Annotated in this window: 17 protein-coding genes and 2 pseudogenes; 12 read left to right on the top strand and 7 right to left on the bottom strand. The window is 55.5% G+C overall.

The annotated features are described in order from the left end of the window. Positions 1 to 31 precede the first annotated feature (31 nt). A complete protein-coding gene (locus tag ACXI0A_RS04215; protein WP_476150224.1) occupies positions 32 to 1,534 on the top strand; it encodes a helicase HerA-like domain-containing protein in 1,503 nt (500 codons plus the stop codon). Positions 1,535 to 1,614: 80 nt separating this feature from the next. Beyond that, positions 1,615 to 2,892, top strand: coding sequence for a DUF445 family protein (locus tag ACXI0A_RS04210; RefSeq protein WP_476150226.1), 1,278 nt, complete (start codon positions 1,615 to 1,617; stop codon positions 2,890 to 2,892). 72 nt (positions 2,893 to 2,964) lie between these two features. Here ACXI0A_RS04210 and lptG read toward each other — a convergent pair. Beyond that, a pseudogene (gene lptG / locus ACXI0A_RS04205) lies at positions 2,965 to 4,042 on the bottom strand (LPS export ABC transporter permease LptG). After that, positions 4,042 to 5,142, bottom strand: a complete 1,101-nt coding sequence (lptF, locus tag ACXI0A_RS04200) for an LPS export ABC transporter permease LptF (protein ID WP_224932353.1) — start codon at positions 5,140 to 5,142, stop codon at positions 4,042 to 4,044. The pseudogene lptG and the gene lptF overlap by 1 nt, the downstream one beginning before the upstream one ends. Before the next feature lie 267 nt (positions 5,143 to 5,409). Between lptF and pepA the strand changes: the two genes are divergently transcribed. The 4 genes from pepA (at position 5,410) to ACXI0A_RS04180 (ending at position 10,958) form a co-directional block, all read left to right on the top strand. Then, positions 5,410 to 6,921, top strand: coding sequence for a leucyl aminopeptidase (gene pepA, locus ACXI0A_RS04195; RefSeq protein ID WP_034826455.1), 1,512 nt, complete (start codon positions 5,410 to 5,412; stop codon positions 6,919 to 6,921). 147 nt (positions 6,922 to 7,068) lie between these two features. Continuing rightward, positions 7,069 to 7,530: a DNA polymerase III subunit chi gene (locus ACXI0A_RS04190; RefSeq protein ID WP_058971041.1), complete on the top strand. Its 462-nt coding sequence runs from the start codon at positions 7,069 to 7,071 to the stop codon at positions 7,528 to 7,530. A gap of 2 nt (positions 7,531 to 7,532) precedes the next feature. Further along, positions 7,533 to 10,388 (top strand): valine--tRNA ligase, encoded by a 2,856-nt coding sequence (locus ACXI0A_RS04185; protein ID WP_476150229.1) that lies wholly within the window; start codon positions 7,533 to 7,535, stop codon positions 10,386 to 10,388. Between the two features lie 63 nt (positions 10,389 to 10,451). Further along, positions 10,452 to 10,958 carry a GNAT family N-acetyltransferase gene (locus tag ACXI0A_RS04180; RefSeq protein ID WP_414004079.1) on the top strand — a complete coding sequence of 169 codons (507 nt, stop codon included), beginning with the start codon at positions 10,452 to 10,454 and terminating at the stop codon, positions 10,956 to 10,958. Positions 10,959 to 10,990: 32 nt separating this feature from the next. Here the strand turns inward: ACXI0A_RS04180 and miaE are convergent, their stop codons facing one another. Together miaE and rraB are read right to left on the bottom strand one after the other, a co-directional pair. Continuing rightward, positions 10,991 to 11,752, bottom strand: a complete 762-nt coding sequence (gene miaE, locus ACXI0A_RS04175; RefSeq protein ID WP_100704458.1) for a tRNA isopentenyl-2-thiomethyl-A-37 hydroxylase MiaE — start codon at positions 11,750 to 11,752, stop codon at positions 10,991 to 10,993. Positions 11,753 to 11,811: 59 nt separating this feature from the next. Further along, complete coding sequence (gene rraB, locus ACXI0A_RS04170; protein WP_084934252.1) at positions 11,812 to 12,234, bottom strand: ribonuclease E inhibitor RraB; 423 nt, start codon at positions 12,232 to 12,234, stop codon at positions 11,812 to 11,814. Between the two features lie 163 nt (positions 12,235 to 12,397). Between rraB and argF the strand changes: the two genes are divergently transcribed. From argF to ridA, 4 genes are all read left to right on the top strand, one after another. Continuing rightward, positions 12,398 to 13,405, top strand: a complete 1,008-nt coding sequence (argF, locus tag ACXI0A_RS04165; RefSeq protein ID WP_224932350.1) for an ornithine carbamoyltransferase — start codon at positions 12,398 to 12,400, stop codon at positions 13,403 to 13,405. A gap of 232 nt (positions 13,406 to 13,637) precedes the next feature. Beyond that, positions 13,638 to 14,573: an aspartate carbamoyltransferase gene (pyrB, locus tag ACXI0A_RS04160; protein ID WP_034826472.1), complete on the top strand. Its 936-nt coding sequence runs from the start codon at positions 13,638 to 13,640 to the stop codon at positions 14,571 to 14,573. A 10-nt stretch (positions 14,574 to 14,583) separates the two neighbouring features. Continuing rightward, a complete protein-coding gene (gene pyrI, locus ACXI0A_RS04155) occupies positions 14,584 to 15,048 on the top strand; it encodes an aspartate carbamoyltransferase regulatory subunit (protein WP_100704454.1) in 465 nt (154 codons plus the stop codon). Positions 15,049 to 15,126: 78 nt separating this feature from the next. Beyond that, on the top strand, positions 15,127 to 15,513 hold the full coding sequence (gene ridA / locus ACXI0A_RS04150; protein ID WP_034826478.1) for a 2-iminobutanoate/2-iminopropanoate deaminase: 387 nt from the start codon (positions 15,127 to 15,129) through the stop codon (positions 15,511 to 15,513). Positions 15,514 to 15,643: 130 nt separating this feature from the next. Here the strand turns inward: ridA and ACXI0A_RS04145 are convergent, their stop codons facing one another. After that, the gene (locus tag ACXI0A_RS04145; RefSeq protein ID WP_476150233.1) at positions 15,644 to 18,028 is read right to left on the bottom strand and encodes a family 20 glycosylhydrolase; all 2,385 of its coding nucleotides are present in this window, start codon (positions 18,026 to 18,028) and stop codon (positions 15,644 to 15,646) included. Positions 18,029 to 18,296: 268 nt separating this feature from the next. On the opposite strand from ACXI0A_RS04145, the gene nrdD reads away from it, so the two are divergent. Both nrdD and nrdG read left to right on the top strand, forming a co-directional pair. Then, complete coding sequence (gene nrdD / locus ACXI0A_RS04140) at positions 18,297 to 20,435, top strand: anaerobic ribonucleoside-triphosphate reductase (protein ID WP_476150234.1); 2,139 nt, start codon at positions 18,297 to 18,299, stop codon at positions 20,433 to 20,435. Further along, positions 20,432 to 20,896: pseudogene (gene nrdG / locus ACXI0A_RS04135) on the top strand (anaerobic ribonucleoside-triphosphate reductase-activating protein); the annotation flags it as partial. The gene nrdD and the pseudogene nrdG, both read left to right, overlap by 4 nt. Here nrdG and ACXI0A_RS04130 read toward each other — a convergent pair. Both ACXI0A_RS04130 and ACXI0A_RS04125 read right to left on the bottom strand, forming a co-directional pair. Next, entirely contained in the window at positions 20,891 to 21,928 is a 1,038-nt protein-coding gene (locus ACXI0A_RS04130; RefSeq protein ID WP_476150236.1) for a permease, read from the bottom strand. The pseudogene nrdG and the gene ACXI0A_RS04130 overlap by 6 nt on opposite strands. A gap of 127 nt (positions 21,929 to 22,055) precedes the next feature. Further along, positions 22,056 to 22,496, bottom strand: a complete 441-nt coding sequence (locus ACXI0A_RS04125) for a YhbP family protein (protein WP_476150238.1) — start codon at positions 22,494 to 22,496, stop codon at positions 22,056 to 22,058. Positions 22,497 to 22,574 lie beyond the last annotated feature (78 nt).

The following is a 22,574-nucleotide window of genomic DNA, read 5'->3' as shown; positions in this document are numbered from 1 at the left end:
GGCATAACCTGTTGCCTGCGAGTGAAAAAATATGACCACCCCGTTGCTGATTGCTCAAACGCCCGACATCCAGTTATCCCTGCTTTCCAATATGGCGAACCGCCACGGTTTGATCACCGGCGCCACCGGCACCGGTAAAACCGTGACGCTGCAAAAGATCGCGGAATCCTTCTCGAACATCGGTGTGCCGGTGTTTATGGCCGACGTCAAAGGCGATCTCACTGGCGTGGCGACCGCTGGTGAAGGCTCGGAAAAGCTGCTGGCGCGGTTGGAGAAGATTGGCGTCACCGACTGGCAGGCACAGAAGAATCCGGTGATGGTGTGGGATATTTTTGCAGAGAAAGGCCATCCGGTGCGCGCCACGGTTTCCGACCTTGGCCCGCTGCTGCTGGGACGGTTGCTCAATCTGAATGAGGTGCAATCGGGCGTGCTGCAAATCATCTTCCGCATCGCCGACGATCAGGGTTTGTTACTGCTGGATTTCAAAGATTTGCGCGCCATGACGCAGTACATCGGCGATAACGCCAAATCCTTCCAGACGCAGTACGGCAACATTAACAGCGCCTCGGTGGGGGCAATTCAGCGCGGCTTACTGGCGCTGGAGCAGCAAGGCGCTGAGCACTTCTTCGGCGAGCCGATGCTGGATATCCGTGACTGGATGCGTTGTGACAACGAAGGCAAAGGCTTCATCAACATCCTCTCCGCTGAGAAGCTGTATCAGATGCCGAAACTCTATGCCACCAGCCTGCTGTGGCTGCTGGCGGAGCTGTACGAACAATTGCCCGAAGCGGGCGATCTCGACAAACCGAAGATGGTGTTCTTCTTTGATGAGGCACATCTGTTGTTTACCGATGCGCCGCCGGTGCTGCTGGAGAAAGTAGAACAGGTGATCCGCCTGATTCGCTCTAAAGGCGTTGGCGTCTATTTCGTCACGCAGAATCCGTCCGATATTCCCGACAATGTGCTCGGCCAGTTGGGCAATCGCGTGCAGCACGCCCTGCGCGCCTTTACACCGAAAGATCAGAAAGCGGTGAAAAGTGCCGCCGAAACCATGCGCGCCAATCCGGCGTTCGATACCGTAGAAGCCATTCAGGCGCTGGGCACCGGCGAAGCGTTGATCTCCTTCCTCGATGAAAAAGGCAGCCCGTCGATGGTGCAGCGTGCGATGGTGATTGCGCCTGGTTCGCGCATGGGGCCAGTGACGCAGGATGAGCGCAACGGCCTGATCAACAACTCCCCGCTGTACGGTAAATACGACACCGAAGTGGATCGCGAATCTGCGTTTGAGATGCTGCAAAAAGGCGTGCAGGCTGCGCCGCAGCAGGCCAATGCGCCGGAGGCTAAAGGGAATAATGTCGAGGTCGATGACGGCATTCTCGGAGGGCTGAAAGACATTTTGTTTGGCACCACCGGTCCGCGCGGCGGCAAGCGCGATGGCGTGGTGCAGAGCGTAGCGAAAAGCGCGGCGCGTCAGGTGACCAATCAAATCATTCGCGGCGTATTAGGGAGTTTGATGGGCGGTCGTCGTCGATAAACTTGCCCTCATCGCATCTCGGGCGGTCATCAGGCTGCCCCTTCAAAGCCCTGTGCAATCCTCTCTGCTAAAATGGGTATATGGATAAATATCAACAACTCAAACGGAGCAAGCGGCTCGCGCTGTCGCTGCTGCTGGTGGCGGCGGCAACATTTGTCGTGACGCTATTTCTGCCGCCCAACTTCTGGGTGCTCGGTGTGAAGGCGATTGCCGAGGCCGCAATGGTCGGTGCGCTGGCCGACTGGTTCGCGGTGGTGGCGCTATTTCGCCGCGTGCCAGTGCCCTTCATTTCACGTCATACGGCAATTATTCCGCGCAATAAGGATCGCATCGGGGAGAATCTTGGCCGCTTTGTGCAGGAGAAATTTCTCGATACCGATTCGTTGCTGGCGCTGATTCGCCGCCACGATCCTTCGCAGATGCTGGCGCAGTGGCTGAATACGCCAGGCAATGCCGATCGTATCGGTCGCCATCTATTGCAGGTGATGCGCGGCTTCCTTGATCTCACGGATGATGAACGCATCCAGCGCTTCCTGCGCCGGGCCGTGCATCGTGCACTGGATAAGGTCGATCTCACTCAATCCAGCGCGTTGTTACTGGATAGCCTGACCAAAAACAATCGTCATCAGGAACTGCTGGATGCGGCAGTGCAACAGCTGCTGCGCCTGCTGCACAAGCCCGGCACGCGTGAGTTTATCGCGGCGCAGATTGTGCGCTGGCTGAAGCGGGAACATCCCATCAAAGCTAAAATGCTGCCCACCGAATGGCTGGGTGAGCACAGTGCTGACGTCGTGGCTAACGCGGTCGATTCGATTCTCGATGAAGTGGCGATCAATCAAGGTCACGAGCTGCGTCTGGGCTTTGATCGGGCCGTGCAGCGACTGATTGAGAAGCTGAAAACCGACCCCGAAATGGCCGAACGCGCCGAGGTGATAAAAAGCTGGCTGAAAGAGGATGAGTCATTGAATCGCTACATCGGCGAGCTGTGGCAGGATTTGCGTAGCTGGCTGAAGGCCGATCTCAACAGTGAAGATTCCCGCGTGCAGGAGCGTGTGCGTCTCGCAGCGCTGTGGTTTGGCGAAACCCTGGCAGCGGATGAAGCGCTGCGTACCTCGATGAATCAGCATCTGGAAGATGCCGCCCGCAGCATCGCGCCGGAGTTTGCAGAGTTCCTGACGCGCCACATCAGCGATACCGTGAAGAGCTGGGATGCGCGTGACATGTCGCAACAGATCGAGCTGAACATTGGGCGCGATCTGCAGTTTATCCGCATTAACGGCACGCTGGTTGGCGGCACCATTGGCCTGGTGCTGTATCTGCTGTCGCAGCTGCCGACGTTGATTCATACATTGAAGTAATAAAAAAGCCGCCATGGAGATGGCGGCTTTAATGGGTTTTCGTGATAGCTGCGGGTTATCCCTTTACCATCATTAACTGCGCTTCATCAACAGATACAAGCTGATGGCAAAGAACGCGGCGCTCGGCAATAACGCCCCAGAGAATCGGCGGGATGCCATACACCAGACTCAACGGACCAAAGATTTGGTCAAGCACGTAGAACAGGAAGCCGAAGCTAATCCCCGTTACCACGCGCACGCCCATCGATACGCTACGCAGCGGGCCAAAGATAAACGACAGCGCCATCAGCATCATCACCGCAACAGACAGTGGCTGGAAGATTTTACCCCACATGTTCAGCAGATAACGCCCGGAAACCTGGCCGCTCTGCTTGAGGTATTTGCTGTAGTTATACAGGCCGCTAATCGACAGCGCATCCGGATCCAGCGCTACCACGCCGAGCTTGTCAGGCGTCAGGTTGGTTTTCCACTCACCGCCCAAACTTTGCGAACCGGTAATTTGCTTCGCATCACTCAGGTTGGACTCATCCACCTGCGACAACTGCCACAACTTCTTGTCCTTGTTCCAGGTCGCACTGGCAGCATAACGCACGCTCAGCAGACGACGCTGATCGGTGAAGTTGTAAATGCTGACGCCATCAATCTCATTGTCACCTTTGATGCGTTCGATGTAGATGTAGTCATGGCCGTCTTTCGCCCATAATCCATTCTGCGTCGACATCAGCGATCCACCGTACAGCTGCTGCGCACGGTAGTTACGCGCCATCTGCTCGCCCTGCGGTGCCACAAACTCGCCGATAGCCATGGTCAGTAACACCAGTGGAATCGCGGTTTTCATCACCGCCAGCGCCACCTGCATACGGGTAAAGCCCGATGCCTGCATCACCACCAGCTCGCTACGCTGCGCTAACGTCCCTAAACCCAACAGCGCACCCAACAGCGCCGCCATCGGGAAAAAGATCTCAATATCTTTCGGTACGCTGAGCAGCGTGTAGTAACCGGCGTCGAGCGCGGTGTAAGCGCCCTGCCCGGTTTTACGCAGCTGATCGACAAACTTGATGATGCCCGACAGCGACACCAGCATGAACAATGTCAGCATGATGGTGTTAAAGATGGTTTTACCGATATAGCGGTCAAGGACCTTAAACATCAGAGCGATCCTCCACGGCTAAAGCGACCACGAATGCGTCGCATCGGTACCGTATCCCACAGGTTCAACAGCACCGCCAGCGCCAGATAAGCAAAGTTCACGACCCACATCCAGATCGCAGGATCGAACCTGCCTTTCGCTGCGTTGGAGCGCAACGAGCTCTGCAACAGGAAGAAAATCAGATACAGCAGCATCGCAGGCAGCATAGACAGCACGCGGCCCTGACGCGGATTCACCACGCTGAGCGGTACTACCATCAACGCCATTACCAGCACCGCAAACACCAGCGTTAAACGCCAGTGGAACTCGGCCTGGAACTGCGGTGTTTTGTTTTGATACAGCGCGCTGATGCTCGCCTGATCGGCATCATTCGGATCGAGCGTGGCTTCTTTATAACCCACCAGCGCCTGATAGTTGGTGAAGTCAGTGATGCGGAAATCGCGCAGCATCGCGGTACCTTCAAAGCGCGTGCCTTTATCCAGCGTCACCACTTGTGAGCCATCTTTGCGCTGCTCCATATGACCGCTGTCGGCGACGACAACGGATGGGCGCGCATTGCCTTTCGGACGCAGCTGCGCCAGGAACACATTCCCAAAAGTGTTGCCCTTCACGTTCTCGACAAACAGCACGGTATTTCCGTCGCTGGAGGTCTGGAACTGGCCCGCCGCCAGCGCTGCCGCACCGGGGTTGGCTTTGGCATTTTGCGTCACTTCGTCCTGATAACGCGATGACCATGGCCCTAACCAGATGACGTTGACTGCCGCTACCGCGGAAGTCAGCAGCATCAGGATCATCGCGGCCTTAACCAGCACGCTTTTCCCCAGGCCGCAGGCATGCATCACCGTGATCTCGCTTTCGGTGTACAGCCGCCCAAGGGTCATTAAAATCGCCAGAAACAAGCTTAGGGGCAGGATAAGTTGTGCCATTTCAGGCACGCCAAGTCCTAACAATGTCAGAACCAGATTTGTTGGGATTTCGCCATCCACCGCTGCACCCAAAATCCTGACTAACTTCTGGCAAAAGAAGATCAGTAGCAGGATGAACAGGATAGCCAGCTGGCTTTTGAGCGTTTCCCGAACCAGATATCTAATGATGATCACGCTTAGTACGCCTGTGATAACTTGTCTTTTTGCAGGAAAATCGCTAGTTTCAACGCTTATCAGCCATTTTTCTTCATCAATGGCCGTCATCGTAGCTAAAATAGTATGACGAACGCGTTAGGGTGGTGAAAAAACAACACATTGCCACCACATCTCATTATGACTGTCGGCGTTAAATTGTCATGGCGCCGCTAAAAATAATGGGTTACGAACGCGCTACATTCTAACGACAGCTAAGGCCGTTGTCTTTAAGATTCAGGAGAGTGCATGGAGTTCAGTGTAAAAAGCGGTAGCCCGGAAAAACAGCGTAGCGCCTGCATTGTTGTAGGCGTTTTCGAACCGCGCCGTTTGTCACCCATTGCTGAACAGCTGGATAAAATCAGCGACGGCTACATCAGCGCCCTGCTGCGTCGCGGTGAACTGGAAGGCAAAGTCGGTCAGACATTGCTGCTGCACCATGTGCCTAACATCCTGTCTGAACGTATCCTATTGATCGGCTGCGGTAAAGAGCGCGAGCTGGATGAGCGCCAGTACAAACAGGTGATTCAGAAGACTATCAATACGTTGAACGACACCGGCTCAATGGAAGCGGTGTGCTTCCTGACCGAACTGCATGTGAAAGGACGCAACACCTACTGGAAAGTACGCCAGGCAGTTGAAACCTCAAAAGAAGCGCTCTACAACTTCGATCAGCTGAAAAGCAATAAAGTTGAGCCGCGTCGTCCGCTGCGCAAGCTGGTGTTCAACGTGCCAACACGCCGTGAACTCACCAGCGGTGAACGTGCGATTCAGCATGGCTTAGCGGTGGCCGCCGGCGTCAGAGCCGCAAAAGACCTCAGCAATATGCCGCCAAATATTTGTAACGCCGCGTATCTGGCGTCGCAGGCGCGTCAGTTGGCGGATGCTTACAGCAAGAATGTGACTACCCGTGTCATCGGCGAACAGCAGATGAAAGAGCTGGGCATGAACGCTTATCTGGCGGTCGGGGCCGGTTCACACAATGAATCGCTGATGTCAGTAATTGAGTACAAAGGCAGCACCGATCCGGAAGCACGTCCGATTGTGCTGGTGGGTAAAGGCCTGACCTTCGATTCCGGCGGTATCTCGATCAAACCTGCCGACTCGATGGACGAAATGAAATACGACATGTGCGGCGCGGCATCGGTGTATGGCGTGATGCGCATGGTGGCGGAACTCAATCTGCCACTCAACGTGGTCGGTGTACTGGTGGGCTGCGAGAACATGCCAGATGGTCGCTCGATGCGCCCAGGCGATGTGCTGACCACTATGTCGGGCCAGACCGTTGAAGTGCTGAATACCGATGCGGAAGGCCGTCTGGTGCTTTGCGATGCGCTGACCTACGTTGAGCGCTTCGAGCCAGAAGTGGTGATTGATGTTGCGACCCTGACCGGTGCCTGCGTGATTGCGCTCGGCCATCACGTCAGCGGTTTGATGTCGAACCACAACCCGCTGGCGCACGAGTTAATCAGCGCCTCCGAGCAAGCAGGTGACCGCGCCTGGCGTCTGCCGATGGCGGATGAGTATCAGGAGCAGCTGGAGTCCAACTTTGCCGACATGGCAAACATTGGTGGTCGTCCGGGTGGTGCTATCACCGCGGCCTGCTTCCTGGCGCGATTTGCCCGTAAATTTAACTGGGCGCACCTGGATATCGCCGGTACCGCATGGCGTTCTGGCAAGGCCAAAGGCGCCACCGGTCGTCCGGTTCCGCTGCTGTCGCAGTTCCTGTTGAACCGCGCAGGATTGAACGGCGACGATTAAAGCCGAGTGCGTCTATTGAAACGGTGCGCATAAATGCGCACCCTACGGTGTGTGTAGGGTCGCCATTCATGGCGACCTTATTATTGGACGCAGCGAACTTGCTCACGCACAATGCGCCCCACTGTCATTAATGGAAATAAGCTTGCCATGAAAAACGCCACTTTCTACGTGATGGAGTCAGAAAGCGCCAGCGACGGCCTTAGCGCCATCGAAGCACTGGTGTGCGATCTGGCCGAAACACGCTGGCGTGACGGCAAACGCATCCTGATTGCCTGTGAAAATGAAGAGCAGGCCAATCGCCTGGATGAAGCACTCTGGCAGCGCCCGGCCAACGCTTTTGTGCCGCACAATCTGGCCGGTGAAGGCCCGCGTTACGGCGCGCCGGTGGAGCTGGCCTGGCCGCAGCGTCGCGGCAGTTCCCCGCGTGACCTGCTGATCAGCCTGCTGCCACAGTTCGCAGATTTTGCTACTGGTTTCCATGAAGTGATAGACTTCGTACCTTACGAAGAATCCCTAAAACAACTGGCGCGCGACCGCTATAAAGCCTATCGCAGCGTTGGTTTCCAATTGAATACGGCGACGCCACCTCCGCCGCAAACGACAGTGTAGAAATGGAAAAGACATATAACCCGCAAGATATCGAGCAGCCGCTCTACGAGCACTGGGAACAGCAGGGCTACTTTAAACCGAATGGCGATACCAGCCAGGAAAGCTTTTGCATCATGATCCCGCCGCCGAACGTCACCGGCAGCTTGCATATGGGTCACGCTTTCCAGCAAACCATCATGGATACCATGATTCGCTACCAGCGCATGCAGGGTAAAAATACCCTGTGGCAGGCGGGTACTGACCACGCCGGTATCGCGACGCAGATGGTGGTTGAGCGCAAGATCGCCGCTGAAGAAGGCAAGACACGCCAGGATTACGGCCGTGAAGCCTTCATCGATAAAATCTGGCAGTGGAAGGATGAATCTGGCGGCACCATTACCCGTCAGATGCGTCGCCTTGGTAACTCCGTGGATTGGGAGCGCGAGCGCTTCACCATGGACGAAGGCCTGTCTAATGCGGTGCGTGAAGTCTTCGTCCGTTTATACAAAGAAAACCTGATTTACCGTGGCAAGCGCCTGGTGAACTGGGATCCGAAATTGCGTACCGCGATCTCCGATCTGGAAGTGGAAAACCGCGAGAGCAAAGGCTCTATGTGGCATATCCGCTATCCACTGGCGGATGGCGTTAAAACCGCAGAAGGTAAAGATTATCTGGTGGTCGCCACCACTCGTCCGGAAACCCTGCTGGGCGATACCGGCGTGGCGGTGAACCCGGAAGATCCGCGTTATAAAGATCTGATCGGCAAAGAGCTGATCCTGCCGCTGGTGAACCGTCGCATTCCGATCGTTGGCGATGACCATGCGGACATGGAAAAAGGCACCGGCTGTGTGAAGATTACGCCTGCGCATGACTTTAATGACTATGAAGTCGGCCGTCGTCACAAGCTGCCGATGATCAACATCCTGACCTTTGATGGCGACATCCGCGAACGTGCGGAAGTGTTCGACACCAATGGCGAAGTCAGCGACGAGTGCGCAGATGAGATCCCAGCACAGTTCCAGAAAATGGAGCGTTTTGCCGCGCGTAAAGCGATGGTGGCCGCGATTGATGAACTCGGCCTGCTGGAAGAGATCAAACCTCACGATCTGACCGTACCTTACGGCGACCGTGGTGGCGTGGTGATCGAGCCAATGCTGACTGACCAGTGGTATGTGCGCACGGCCCCGCTGGCGAAAGTCGCGGTGGAAGCAGTAGAAAACGGCGACATTCAGTTCGTGCCAAAACAGTACGAGAACATGTACTTCTCATGGATGCGTGACATTCAGGATTGGTGCATCTCGCGTCAGCTGTGGTGGGGACACCGCATTCCGGCCTGGTATGACAACGACGGCAACGTTTACGTGGGTCGTACTGAAGCAGAAGTGCGTCAGGAGAATAACCTGGCTGACGTTGTAGTACTGCGCCAGGACGACGACGTGCTGGATACCTGGTTCTCATCAGGTCTGTGGACCTTCTCTACTCTTGGCTGGCCAGAGAATACCGAAGCGCTGCGTACCTTCCACCCTACCAGCGTGCTGGTGAGCGGCTTCGACATTATCTTCTTCTGGATTGCGCGCATGATCATGCTGACCATGCACTTCATCAAAGATGAAGACGGCAAGCCGCAGGTGCCGTTCAAAACCGTCTACATGACCGGTTTGATTCGTGATGAAGAAGGCCAGAAAATGTCCAAGTCGAAAGGCAACGTCATCGATCCACTGGATATGATCGACGGCATCTCGCTGGAAGATCTGCTGGAGAAACGCACCGGTAACATGATGCAGCCACAGCTGGCTGAGAAGATCCGCAAACGTACCGAGAAGCAGTTCCCGGACGGTATTGTGGCTTCCGGCACCGATGCCCTGCGCTTTACCCTGGCAGCACTGGCCTCAACCGGCCGTGACATCAACTGGGATATGAAGCGTCTTGAAGGCTATCGCAACTTCTGTAATAAGCTGTGGAACGCCAGCCGCTTCGTGCTGATGAACACCGAAGAGCATGATTGCGGCCAGAACGGCGGCGAACTGAAGCTGTCACTGGCCGATCGCTGGATTCTGACCGAATTCAACAGCACCGTGAAAGCTTATCGTGAAGCGCTGGACAGCTATCGCTTCGATATCGCTGCCAACATTCTGTATGACTTCACCTGGAACCAGTTCTGTGACTGGTATCTGGAGCTGACCAAGCCTGTGATGACCAACGGCAGCGAAGCGGAGTTGCGCGGTACGCGTAATACGCTGGTTACCGTGCTGGAAGCGGTCTTGCGCCTGGCGCATCCGATCATTCCTTACATCACCGAAACCATCTGGCAGCGCGTGAAAGGTCTGAAGAACATCGATCACGACACCATCATGCTGCAGCCGTTCCCGCAGTTTGACGCAGTGAAAGAAGATGCGGAAGCCAAAGCGGATATCGAGTGGATCAAGCAGGCGATCGTGGCAGTGCGTAACATCCGTGCTGAAATGAACATCGCACCAGGCAAGCCACTGGATGTGCTGCTGCGTGACTGCTCGCCAACCGCCCAGCGCCGTGTTGATGAGAACCGTAGCTTCCTGTCACGCCTCGCGCGTCTGGAAAGCCTGACCATTCTGCCTGCGGGCGAGAAAGGTCCGGTCTCGGTCACCAAGATCGTCGAAGGCGCTGAGTTGCTGATCCCAATGGCGGATCTGGTCAACAAAGAAGCCGAGCTGGAGCGTCTGGCGAAAGAGCTGACCAAGCTGGATGTCGAGATTGAGAAGATCCAGGTCAAACTGGCGAACGAAGGCTTTGTCGCACGTGCACCGGAAGCGGTGGTGGCGAAAGAGCGCGAGCGCATTGTTGAGCTGGAACAATCAAAAGCAAAACTGATTGAACAGCAGGGCGTGATTGCGGCATTGTAAGCGCATCAGTCCAACTGCTTAATCCAGGCCGGGCACTGCCCGGCTTTTTTACACCGGAAGAAAATGATGACCACCGCTACGCCACTGAATTTACAGGTGCGCCCGATTGTTGCGGCCGATAATCCGCTGATTGCGCAAGTGATCCGTGATGTCTCCGCAGAGTTTGGCCTGACTGCCGATAAAGGCTACACCGTGTCCGATCCGAATCTGGATCGCCTGTTCGAGTTGTACAGCGAAGCCAACAGCGCTTACTGGATTGTCGAGCATGAAGGTCTCGTCGTGGGCGGCGGTGGCGTAGCACCGCTGGCGTGTAGCGCGCCGGATATCTGCGAACTGCAGAAGATGTATTTCCTGCCGCAGGTGCGGGGTTTAGGGCTGGCGCGTGCGCTCGCGTTGCAGGCCATGGAGTATGCCCGCCAGCAGGGTTTCCGTCGCTGCTATCTGGAAACCACCGGCAGTCTGACCCGCGCGATTAAGCTGTATGAGTCGTTAGGCTTCGAGTTGATTGATAGCGCGATGGGCTGTACCGGGCATGGGGATTGTGAAGTGCGGATGCTGAAAGTGCTGTAATGTAAAAGCGGTGCGCAGGCCTGCGCACCCACTTAATAGGCCGGTACACCGCTGTGAAAACGCAACTCGCCATCTGGCTCGCTGATTAAGCGTGCTTCCGCTGCACCAAACGCCTGTACGCGTGGCGTAATATCCTTCGCGGAAATCTGTTCCGCCAGCTTCAAATAATCCTGATAGTGACGCGCCTCAGAACGCAGCAGCGAAATATAAAACTTCTGTAACTGCTCATCCAGATACGGCGCCAGGCTGGCAAACCGCTCGCAAGATCGCGCTTCGATATAGGCGCCACAAATCAATTTATCCACCAGCCCATCGGGTTCATGATTGGCAATCTCGCGGATCAATCCTCTGGCGTAACGGCTGGCGGTGATTTTGCGATACGGTAAACCCCGCGACTGCATAATTTCCCACACCTGATAAAAATGATGCAGCTCTTCTTTGATCAGCAGAATCATCATCTCGACCAAATCATCCGCCCACGGCAGTTCATTACGCACAATGATGCTTTTGGTCAGATTTTTATGCGCATTGATGAAGTTACTGTCCGGCTCTTCACGGTAGATGAAATCTTCATACGGCTTGAGCCACGCCAGAATGGCATCGCCACTTGGCTTATCAGCGACATAACGACGAATGATAAATACTGCGGTCTGCGCCGCTTTTAACTCGCACACCATGTGATCGGTCAGCAGCAACGTCAGGTTTTCCGGCTTGCGCGCTTCATCAATCCACGCTTGTGGCGTGCGGCAGTGCAGGAATTCATAAATGGGTTCTAACAGGGGAGCGTAATTCATCGGCGTTCTTTATCTGGCGGGGAAGTGGTTCTGGGCGGCGAGCGCCGCCCGTTTAAGACTTAGTGACGCACACCGTCGTCTTCTTCGTCGTCGATGAAGTCGCCATCGTCGTCTTCATCTTCTGCGTCCGGATCTTCGAAGTAAGTGCCCCAACCGTCGTAATCGACGTTGAAGCTACCGGCTAGATTTACCAACTGCTCAACCTGTGCATCAATCAGCTCTGGCTTTAACGCGCCTTCGCTCAGGATATCCACACACATCACCGTGCCACCCTCTTCCAGCTCCAGCTCTTCTGGCTCGCTCACTTCAAAGCCCAGTTTGAAAGCCTCAACCGCCACTTTCTCCAGTGAGTCGAAGTTGTTGCAAGAGAGGTGATGCTCGATAGTGTAAAGCGCATCCGGATCGCTGCCGTCTTCCAGCAACTCTTCAATGATCAGGCGGGTTTCTTCGCGCTGTTCTTCCAGCAATGCTTCATATGCCATGTGCGTGTCCTCAAAATGTTCGACGTGAATGCAATTATTTTCCCACACTGCTTCGCCCGCCACTACACAAAACAGAAAGTTTATTATCGCTGGGGTTGAAAATGCATATTCATCCGGTTAGATTGAATTTTAATTCATTATTAACCCGTATCTGGAGCGCTGTATGAGTCAGCTGTATTCGAGACACTTCCTGAGATTGCTGGATTTCACTCCAGCTGAAATCAGCTACCTGCTAAGTCTGGCAGGTGAATTAAAACACGCTAAGAAAAATGCCGCTGAAACCCAGCACCTGAAAGGCAAGAATATCGCGCTCATCTTCGAAAAAGACTCGACCCGCACCCGATGCTCTTTCGAAGTTGCCGCATACGATCAGGGCGCTAACGTCACTTACCTCGGCCCAAGCGGCAGCCAGATCGGCCATAAAGAGTCGATGAAAGATACCGCGCGCGTATTAGGGCGTATGTATGACGGCATCCAGTATCGTGGCTTTGGTCAGGAACTGGTGGAAACCCTGGCGGAATTTGCCGGTGTGCCGGTGTGGAACGGACTGACGACCGAATTCCATCCTACGCAACTGTTGGCCGATCTGCTCACCATGCAGGAACATCTGCCAGGCAAACCGCTGAGCGAGATGACACTGGTGTACGTCGGTGACGCGCGCAACAACATGGGTAATAGCATGCTGGAAGCCGCTGCGTTGGTTGGCCTGGATCTGCGCCTGGTGGCACCGAAGGGCTGCTGGCCGGAAGAGCAACTGGTGGAGCAGTGTCGCGTGGCGGCACAGAAAACCGGTGGCAAAATCACTCTGACCGAAGAGATTACCGAAGGCGTGCAGGGTGCGGATTTCATCTACACTGATGTGTGGGTATCGATGGGCGAAGCGAAATCGGTGTGGGAAGAGCGTATTGCCCTGCTGCGTCCGTATCAGGTCAACAGCGCGATGCTGGCGCTGACCGGCAATCCTCAGGTGAAATTCCTGCACTGCCTCCCGGCCTTCCATGACGATCAAACCACTTTAGGCCGTCAGATGGCTGAACAGTACGGTCTGCATGACGGTATGGAAGTGAGCAATGAGGTGTTTGAATCGGCGCACAGCATTGTGTTCGATCAGGCTGAAAACCGCATGCACACCATTAAAGCGGTGATGGTCGCCACGCTGGGTAACCAGTAAAGCAAACGTTTACCTTACGGCGATTTCTGCTTGATGCTAATCAGTGAATGCGTATAATGCGCCACAATTTGCCGGAGGAAACATGCAACAGCGCAGCGTACAATTTGCCGCTCTACCCCGCCTGACCGCAGGCGATGCAGCTGTTTCTTTCCGTCATACATTGATCGTAAAAAAAGCCCCTTAAGCAGGGGCTTTTTTTTGTCCGCAATCCGGCAGCGCAGAGGAGAACGCTATGGCCAACCCGCTATATCGCAAGCACATTATTTCCATCAACGATCTCAACCGCGAAGAGCTGGAGCTGGTGTTACACACCGCTGCTCAACTCAAGGCTCATCCTCAGCCAGAACTGCTGAAGCACAACGTGATTGCCAGTTGCTTCTTTGAAGCCTCAACGCGCACCCGCCTGTCGTTTGAAACCGCTATGCATCGTTTGGGTGCTTCAGTGGTGGGCTTCGCCGACGGCAGCAATACCTCGCTGGGTAAAAAAGGTGAAACGCTGGCCGACACTATCTCGGTGATCAGCACTTACGTCGATGCGATTGTGATGCGTCATCCGCAGGAAGGTGCCGCGCGTCTGGCGACCGAATTCTCCAGCGGCATTCCGATTCTCAATGCTGGTGACGGTGCCAACCAACATCCCACGCAAACGCTGCTGGATCTGTTCACCATCCGTGAAACCCAGAGCCGCCTCGACAACCTGAATGTGGCGATGGTCGGTGACCTGAAGTATGGCCGCACCGTGCACTCGCTGACCCAGGCGCTGGCCAAGTTTACCGGCAACCGTTTCTACTTTATCGCGCCAGATGCGCTGGCCATGCCGGCCTACATCACCGATATGCTGGATGAGCAGAACATTGTCTGGACACGCCATGACACCATCGAAGAAGTGATGCCGGAACTCGATATTCTGTACATGACGCGCGTGCAGAAAGAGCGTCTCGATCCTTCCGAATACGCCAACGTCAAAGCGCAGTTCATCCTGCGCGCTGCTGATTTAGCGGGCGCACGCGACAATATGAAAGTGCTGCATCCATTGCCGCGTATTGATGAGATCACCACCGACGTCGATAGCACGCCGCACGCCTGGTATTTCCAGCAGGCAGGCAACGGCATTTTCGCCCGCCAGGCCCTGCTGGCACTGGTACTGAATAGCGAACTGGCACTGTAAGGAGAAAGCGATGACTCATGATAATAAATTGCAGGTTGAAGCCATCAAGCGTGGCACGGTAATCGACCACATTCCTGCGCAGGTCGGTTTTAAATTGCTGTCGCTGTTTCGTCTGACCGAAACCGACCAGCGCATCACCATTGGCCTGAATCTGCCTTCGGGCGAAATGGGCCGTAAGGATTTGATCAAGATCGAGAATACTTTCCTGACCGACGATCAGATTAACCAACTGGCGGTGTATGCGCCGCTCGCTACCGTTAACCGTATTGATGAATACGAAGTGGTAGCGAAAATCGCCCCGACCTTACCGGATCGTGTCGAGCGTGTGCTCACCTGCCCGAACAGCAACTGCATCAGCCGCAGCGAGCCGGTATTCAGCAGCTTCGCGGTGAAACAGCGTGACGATGACGTGCATCTTAAGTGCAAATATTGCGAGAAAGAGTTCGCGCGCCACGTGGTGCTCGGTCACTGGTAATCGTGCCTATCGTCCCTATAATGGGGCGAACCAATACGCGGCTGACATAGGTCGGCTGCGCACTTTTAAGGAGAAACAATGTCTCGCGAAATCAGCACAGAAAAAGCACCCGCAGCAATTGGCCCTTATGTGCAGGGCGTGGATCTCGGCAGCATGATCATCACTTCAGGCCAGATCCCTGTCGATCCGGCGACCGGTGCCGTCGCAGATGATGTGTCTGCGCAGGCGCGTCAGTCACTGGAGAACGTGAAGGCGATTGTTGAAGCCGCTGGCCTGAAAGTGGGCGACATTGTGAAAACCACCGTGTTCGTGAAAGATCTGAACGATTTCGCCACCGTTAACGCGACTTACGAAGCCTTCTTCACCGAGCACAACGCCAGCTTCCCTGCACGTTCTTGCGTGGAAGTGGCGCGTCTGCCGAAAGATGTGAAAATCGAGATTGAGGCGATTGCCGTACGTCGTTAATCGGCGCCAGGCAATGTGTTGTCCTCACCCTGTCCTCTCCCGCCAAAGCAGAAGAGGACGGGGTGAGCTAAAGCTGCACACTACGTTAAACCGCCCCACCGCCCGTTTGCGGCAGAGCGCTCGCTCTCATCTATTTCGAAGACCTCAATAACTTCTCCAGCGGCCTGACCAGTGCCAGCACGGTTTCATCCTGCACCTGTGCCGCAGCGTCCAGTTTGGCGTGCATCTCTGCCACTTCACTCGCACCGTAAGCCTGATTACGCTGCATCGCATTGACCAAATCGATCCCCATACGGCTGAGCGTGGCCACCTGCTGCACTTGTTGTTGCAACGCCTTGAGTTGATAGTTGCTCAGGATCAGTGGCATCACCGCATCACTGTTGTTTTGCCAGCGCTGTAGTTGTTGGCGAATGGCATTGGCCGCGCTGCGATCCTCGCGATTAGCCATCAGTGCATCCACCTGTTTATCCAATAAGCGCACCGGTTCACTCTCGGCCGGCAGCACATCCGCCAGACGATTCAGCGGCTCAAAATAATCGTAGTGCCCGGCCTGGAACTTCAGGTGCTGACGCGTGTAGTACTGTGCCGGTTCCAGCACTTCAGCAAGCACGCGCAGCGGCGTGATATCGCTGGTGTTGGCCAGCCGCATCATCTGCACCTCCGCCTGCTGATGCTGTTGTAATCCCACCGACACCGTGCCCCAGCGATCCACCGCATTCAAACGCTGGTACATGTTGTCGCTGTCGGTGACATCCTTCGCCGACCACAGGCGCTCAGCCACCACAAAGGCGCGCGGCCACAAGCGAGTATCGATCACCCTGCTGTTGACGTTTTCCGCCCACAGCGCCGCCTCACCGCCAATCAGGTTGTTTTGCATTTGCTCTGGCGTAGGTACGGAAGGCTGAATGCCGGTGGGCACCTGCGTCAGCTTGCTGCCCTCAGCGGGATAGCGCACATTGCCCACCAGCATATAGCCGGTCAGTTTGTCCTGCGTCAGAGTGACCATTGGCTGGAATGGCCCCATCCAGGTATCTACGCTAAAAGTGAGTTGCGTGGGTGATAGCCAGCGAATGCCACTCACCATACGCCGCGCTTTGCCGCTGAAATCAATAAAGCCACGCCAGCCGTTTTTACCTTCCACCAGAGTGAAACTGCCTTTGGCGGGGCTGCCTTTCAGGCGCGGCATAGTGAACTGCCAGCTCTGCGCCTGCTCGTTGGTTTGAATCTGGTCCAGACCATTGAGTCCCTGCGGCCAGGGCTCATTGCGATAGTGGTAAGCCGCGGTTTGCGGTTGGTCGAGATAGAAACCGGTTGAAAGAATGCCACGGAAATCGTGCTTCGCCACCTCACCGAGTGCATCCTGCCCCTGCCAAGATTGGATCAGGATGCTGTTCGGCAGATCCGGATGGTAAACCTCATCCCAGCCAATCATCCGACGCTGATGTTTTTCAAGGATCTTCTCCACCCGCTGATTGAACCACGCCTGCAGCGCGTGCGTGTCCTTCAGGCCATGGTCGCGCATAAACTGCTGAATCTTTGGCGAATCGTTCCACTGTGTGGGATCGACTTCATCACCGCCAATGTGGATATAGGGATCGGGGAAGATTGTCGTGACTTCGCCCATCAGCGTATCTATGAAGGTGAAGACCGCTTCGTTGCTGGGATCCAGCAACGGTTTAAACACGCCCCAGCCGCGCTCCATCTTGTACGGGCCCGGCGCACTGAGCAGCTCTGGCATCGCCACCGCAATCGCCGAGGCATGCCCTGGCACATCAATTTCCGGCACCACACGTACGCCGCGCTGCGTGGCATAACGCACGACATCGCGCATCTGCTGCTGCGTGTAGTAAAGGCCGTCGCTGGCCTTCTCCTGCAACTGCGGATAGTGGCTGGAAGCAAATCGCCAGCCCTGATCGTCGGTCAGATGCCAGTGGAATACGTTCATACGCGCAGCCGCGATCCCGTCGATCTGCCGCTTCACGGTTTCAATCGGCAGGAAATGGCGCGCCGAATCGATTAGCACCCCGCGCCATGGGAAACGCGGTTTATCGTCAATGGTGACATAAGGGATTTGCGTTGCCGTCTCATTATTTTCAATCAGCTGTAGCAGGGTTTCCATGCCGCGCATGGCACCGAAACGCGTGTTGGCTTTCAGCACCACACCACTGCTGCTGACCTCAAGATGATAGCTCTCATCGCTGTCCGGTTGTGGCAAGGGATCTACTGCCTGAGCGATTTGCACCTGAATCGTGGCCTGATCGCTCGGTGCGCTGGCGGGCAGCAGCGGCCAACCGGTTTGACGTGAAATGCGGGCGCGCCAGCGCGCTTCGGCTCCCTCCAGATGATCGCCCGTAATATGCAGCGTGAATTGCGGTGTCAGCGTCAATGCGCCGCCGCTGGCAGGCTGCACCACTTTTTGTGGCCAGGGCATTAAGGGTAGATCGTTAATCGGTGCGGCAATAGAAGAGAAAGTCAGGGATAAACAACAGGCGAGCAGCGTTCTTTGCAGAGGCATGTAAGGCATCCTTGTGAATAATGACGGGCCAAAAATAGGCAAAAAACCCATTAAACCTGCTTCGCATCGCAAATCAAGTTGTACGAGGTCGAAGTTTGGGCGGGTTAAAACTTTTGAAGTTTAGTCCGCTTAACCATTGTGCGGCTTTCAAACTTCGTTATGTCTTCTTTGCGGCAGGTCAAAAACAGCGCGATTAATTTCAGCCAAAACACCACATGTAGCGATTACACTCTCCATAAATACCTATATATAGTTTCATGGAGAGGGAATGGCGACGGTGGTAATTAAGCGTGACGGCTGCAGAGTGCCGTTTGAAGCGCAGCGTATTGAGCTGGCGGTGCAGGCGGCGGCGCGGGCGGCGCAGATTGATGATGCGCTTTGGTGCGCGCAAGTCGCGACACGCGTCAGTCGTCAGTTGGCCAATCGAGCTGAAGTGGATATCCGCGATATTCAATGTGCGGTGGAAGAGACGCTGATGGCTGGGCGCTGGCCACAACTGGCACGCGCGTATATCGAATATCGCCATGAGCGTGATTTAGCCCGCGAACAACGCGGTAAATTGCATCACGCGATTCGTGGCCTGGTTGAACAGACCAATGCCGCGCTGCTCAACGAAAACGCCAATAAAGACAGTAAAGTCATCCCCACCCAGCGCGACTTACTGGCGGGTATCGTTGCTAAACATTATGCCCAACAGCAACTGCTGCCGCGTGATGTGGTGCTGGCGCATGAGCGCGGTGAGATCCATTATCACGATCTCGACTATTCGCCATTTTTCCCGATGTTTAACTGCATGTTGATCGATCTTCAGGGCATGTTGAACAATGGCTTTAAAATGGGCAATGCCGAAATCGAACCGCCAAAATCGATTGCCACTGCGACGGCCGTGACGGCGCAAATCATTGCTCAGGTCGCCAGCCATATTTACGGCGGCACCACCATTAATCGCATTGATGAAGTGCTGGCGCCGTTTGTGAATCTCAGTCTGGAGAAACATCGCGCGGTAGCTCAACAGTGGCAGATTGCCGATGCGGAGGCCTATGCGCGAGTGCGTACCGAGAAAGAGTGCTACGACGCATTCCAGTCTCTGGAATATGAGGTCAATACGCTGCACACCGCCAACGGCCAGACGCCGTTTGTCACCTTTGGCTTTGGTCTTGGCACCGACTGGGCCGCGCGCCTGATTCAGCAGTCGATTCTGCGTAATCGTATTGCCGGACTGGGAAAAAATCACAAAACCGCGGTGTTCCCGAAACTGGTGTTCGCCATCCGCGAGGGCGTGAATCGTCGTCCCGGCGATTTTAACTACGATATCAAGCAGCTGGCGCTGGAGTGTGCCAGTAAGCGCATGTATCCCGATATCCTCAATTACGACAAAGTGGTGGAAGTCACCGGCTCGTTCAAAACGCCGATGGGCTGCCGCAGCTTCCTCGGCGTGTATGAGGAAAACGGTAAGCAGGTTCATGAAGGACGTAACAACATTGGTGTCATCAGCCTGAACCTGCCGCGCATTGCACTGGAAGCCAACGGCAATGAAGCCCACTTCTGGCAGCTACTGGATGAGCGGCTTGAACTGGCTAAGCGTGCATTGATGACGCGCATTGCCCGACTGGAGAAAACTAAGGCGCGCGTGGCACCGATTCTCTACATGGAAGGCGCGTGTGGCGTTCGCCTGAATGCCGATGACGAAGTGGGTGCTATTTTCCGTAACGGCCGCGCCTCGATTTCGCTCGGTTACATCGGCCTGCATGAAACGCTGAACGCGCTGAGCGGCAGTGAAGTCCATCCGTATGACGCGCAGCACCTGCGGGAAAAAGGCGTGGCGATTGTGCAGCGTCTGCGCGCTGCCGCGGATGCGTGGAAAGATGAGACCGGCTACGGTTTTAGCCTTTACAGCACGCCGAGCGAGAACCTCTGCGATCGCTTCTGCCGTCTCGATGCCGCCGAGTTTGGCGTGGTGCCGGGCGTCACCGATAAAGGCTATTACACCAACAGCTTCCATCTCGACGTCGAAAAGAAAGTGAATCCCTACGACAAGATCGACTTTGAAGCGCCCTATCCGGCCATCGCCAATGGTGGCTTCATCTGTTACGGCGAATACCCCAATATTCAGCACAACCTCAAGGCGCTGGAGGATGTATGGGATTACAGCTATCACCGCGTGCCCTATTACGGCACCAACACGCCCATTGATGAGTGCTATGAATGCGGCTTCACCGGCGAATTCAGTTGCACCAGTAAAGGCTTTACTTGCCCGAGCTGCGCTAACCACGATCCGGCTCGCGTTTCCGTCACGCGCCGCGTCTGTGGTTATCTGGGCAGCCCCGATGCGCGACCGTTCAATGCCGGTAAGCAGGAAGAAGTGCAGCGTCGCGTTAAACATCTGGATACCGGACAGTTAGGATGATGCGTATTCATCGCTATTACGCCGTCGATATCGTCAACGGGCCGGGCACGCGCTGTACGCTGTTTGTTGCCGGGTGCGAGCATCAGTGTCGCGGCTGCTACAACCAGAGTACCTGGCGGCTCGATTCCGGCGTGCCTTTTACGCTGGAGATGGAAGAACAGCTGATCGCCGATCTCAACGATCAGCGCATTCCGCGCCAGGGGTTGTCGCTGAGCGGCGGCGATCCGTTGCATCCACACAATGTGCCGCACATCCGTCGTCTGGTGAAACGGGTGCGACGCGAATGCCCGGACAAGGATATCTGGTTGTGGACCGGTTATGAGATGGCAGAACTCAGCTCAGCGCAGCGTGAAGTGGTGGCTGAAATTGATGTGCTAATCGATGGCCGGTTTGTGGAAGCTGAGAAAGATCTGCAGCTGCTGTGGCGCGGCAGCCGCAATCAGAAGATCTGGTATTTACGCCAGCCACAGGGCGATCGTACCGAGGAGGATGCCGCTGAGCGCCACGCCAACCAGCGCGATCCACAAGGCACGCGCCGGGAAAGCACGATGCAGCATCAGTAGCGATGGCACACTGACGGCGGGTAAGGTCACGAGCAGCGCCAGCGCAGGCGCGATCCCCATGCCCGCCAGCATCATGGTTTGTATGATAGGGATTTCCGCTGCGGTGGGAATGACAAACAAACAGCCCGCTATCGCCATCAGCATCACCCAAAACAGCGTATTGCCCACCGCGCCATCGGCATGCGGGAAGAGCCAGACGCGTGCAGCACCCAATAACAGCACGGCAACGATATACAGCGGGATGGTGTTCCAGAACAGCCGCCACATCACGCGTAGCCAGCGAGTGAGGAACGGCTGCTCGCTACCGGCAGCCATCACCACAGGTGCGACGACTGTGTGTTCTGGCACGCTGCGCTGCACCAGCGACGCAATCCCCAGCACCATGGCCAAGCCCGCCACCAGCCGAATCGCCGCGAAATGCCAACCCAGCACAAACCCCATAAAAATTAACGTGGCGGGATTCAGCAGTGGATTGGCCAGCCAAAAGGCCATCGCTGCCCCGCTCGACACCTGCGACTGACGTAAACCCGCCGCCACCGGCGCTGCACAGCAGGTGCACATCATGCCCGGCAAACCTAACCCGGTGCCGACCAGCGTTGAACCAAACTGAGAATTGCCCATGACGCGCAGCAGCCAATGGCGCGGGATAAGCACTTGTACCAGCGAACCCAAAATCACACCCAGCACCGCGGCTTTCCAGACTGCGAGGAAGTAGATCATTGCGTAGTCCAGCGCAGCACGCCACGGTGAATCCGCTGCGTTTGCCAGAATGGATTTGCCAATAGAGTGGGTTTCAGCCGCCGTGAAGGCTTTGCCGTAATAGGGCTGCCATTTGACGTACCACAAGCCGATCACCACCACGGCGAGGAACAACAAGGGTTTCCACCATGCGAAGCGTGTCGCGGGTGCAGAAGATGCGAGTTGGGTCATAACAGAATCCGTATTCTACAGAATAACGTATGCCGCACTGGGAGGCGCGGCGGTTAATCCATAGTGTTATTCAGGTTATTGGAATCTGCTATGCAAAGTTAACGTAAGTTTGATCGGGAGCGGAAAATTAACTTTCGCCGCTTTCGTTACGCTGCCAGAGAATTTTTTTGCCGAAGCCCAGCGCGTTGTCGGTCATCTTCAGCTCATCTAACATAATCTCCCATAAAGGAGCCTGCACTTTGCGGGCAATCGGATAACGTTTCTGATAGGCATGCAGCGCCTGCGCTTCACGCTCTCCACTAAGTTGCTGGATACGGCCAAAGTACTGCACGCCTTTAATTAACAGCACCGTTTTCGGCTGGCCGTTGATCGTGCCCGCAACGCGCGAATTGGCCTGCATTAACGTGCCGTGTCGCGTATCGGGTTCGGTCATCAACCAAAACGCCATACGGTTTTCATCAAAGACGTAAAAGCAGTTGGCGCACCACAAATCGTCGCCGTTGCTGGCACATAATGACAGGGCACGTTGTTTTTTGAGATAGCGAATAAGATGAGACTGGTCAGACACAATGCAACTCCATGCGGCAGATAGCGAGGCTAACCTAAGCGCGCTACACTGCCCAACAGCCATCGAACAGGAAAAGTC

This window comes from Pantoea sp. C1E2, assembly GCF_056491465.1.
Note: the sequence above shows the minus strand (reverse complement) of the source record. Positions and strands in the feature narration are given on the sequence as shown.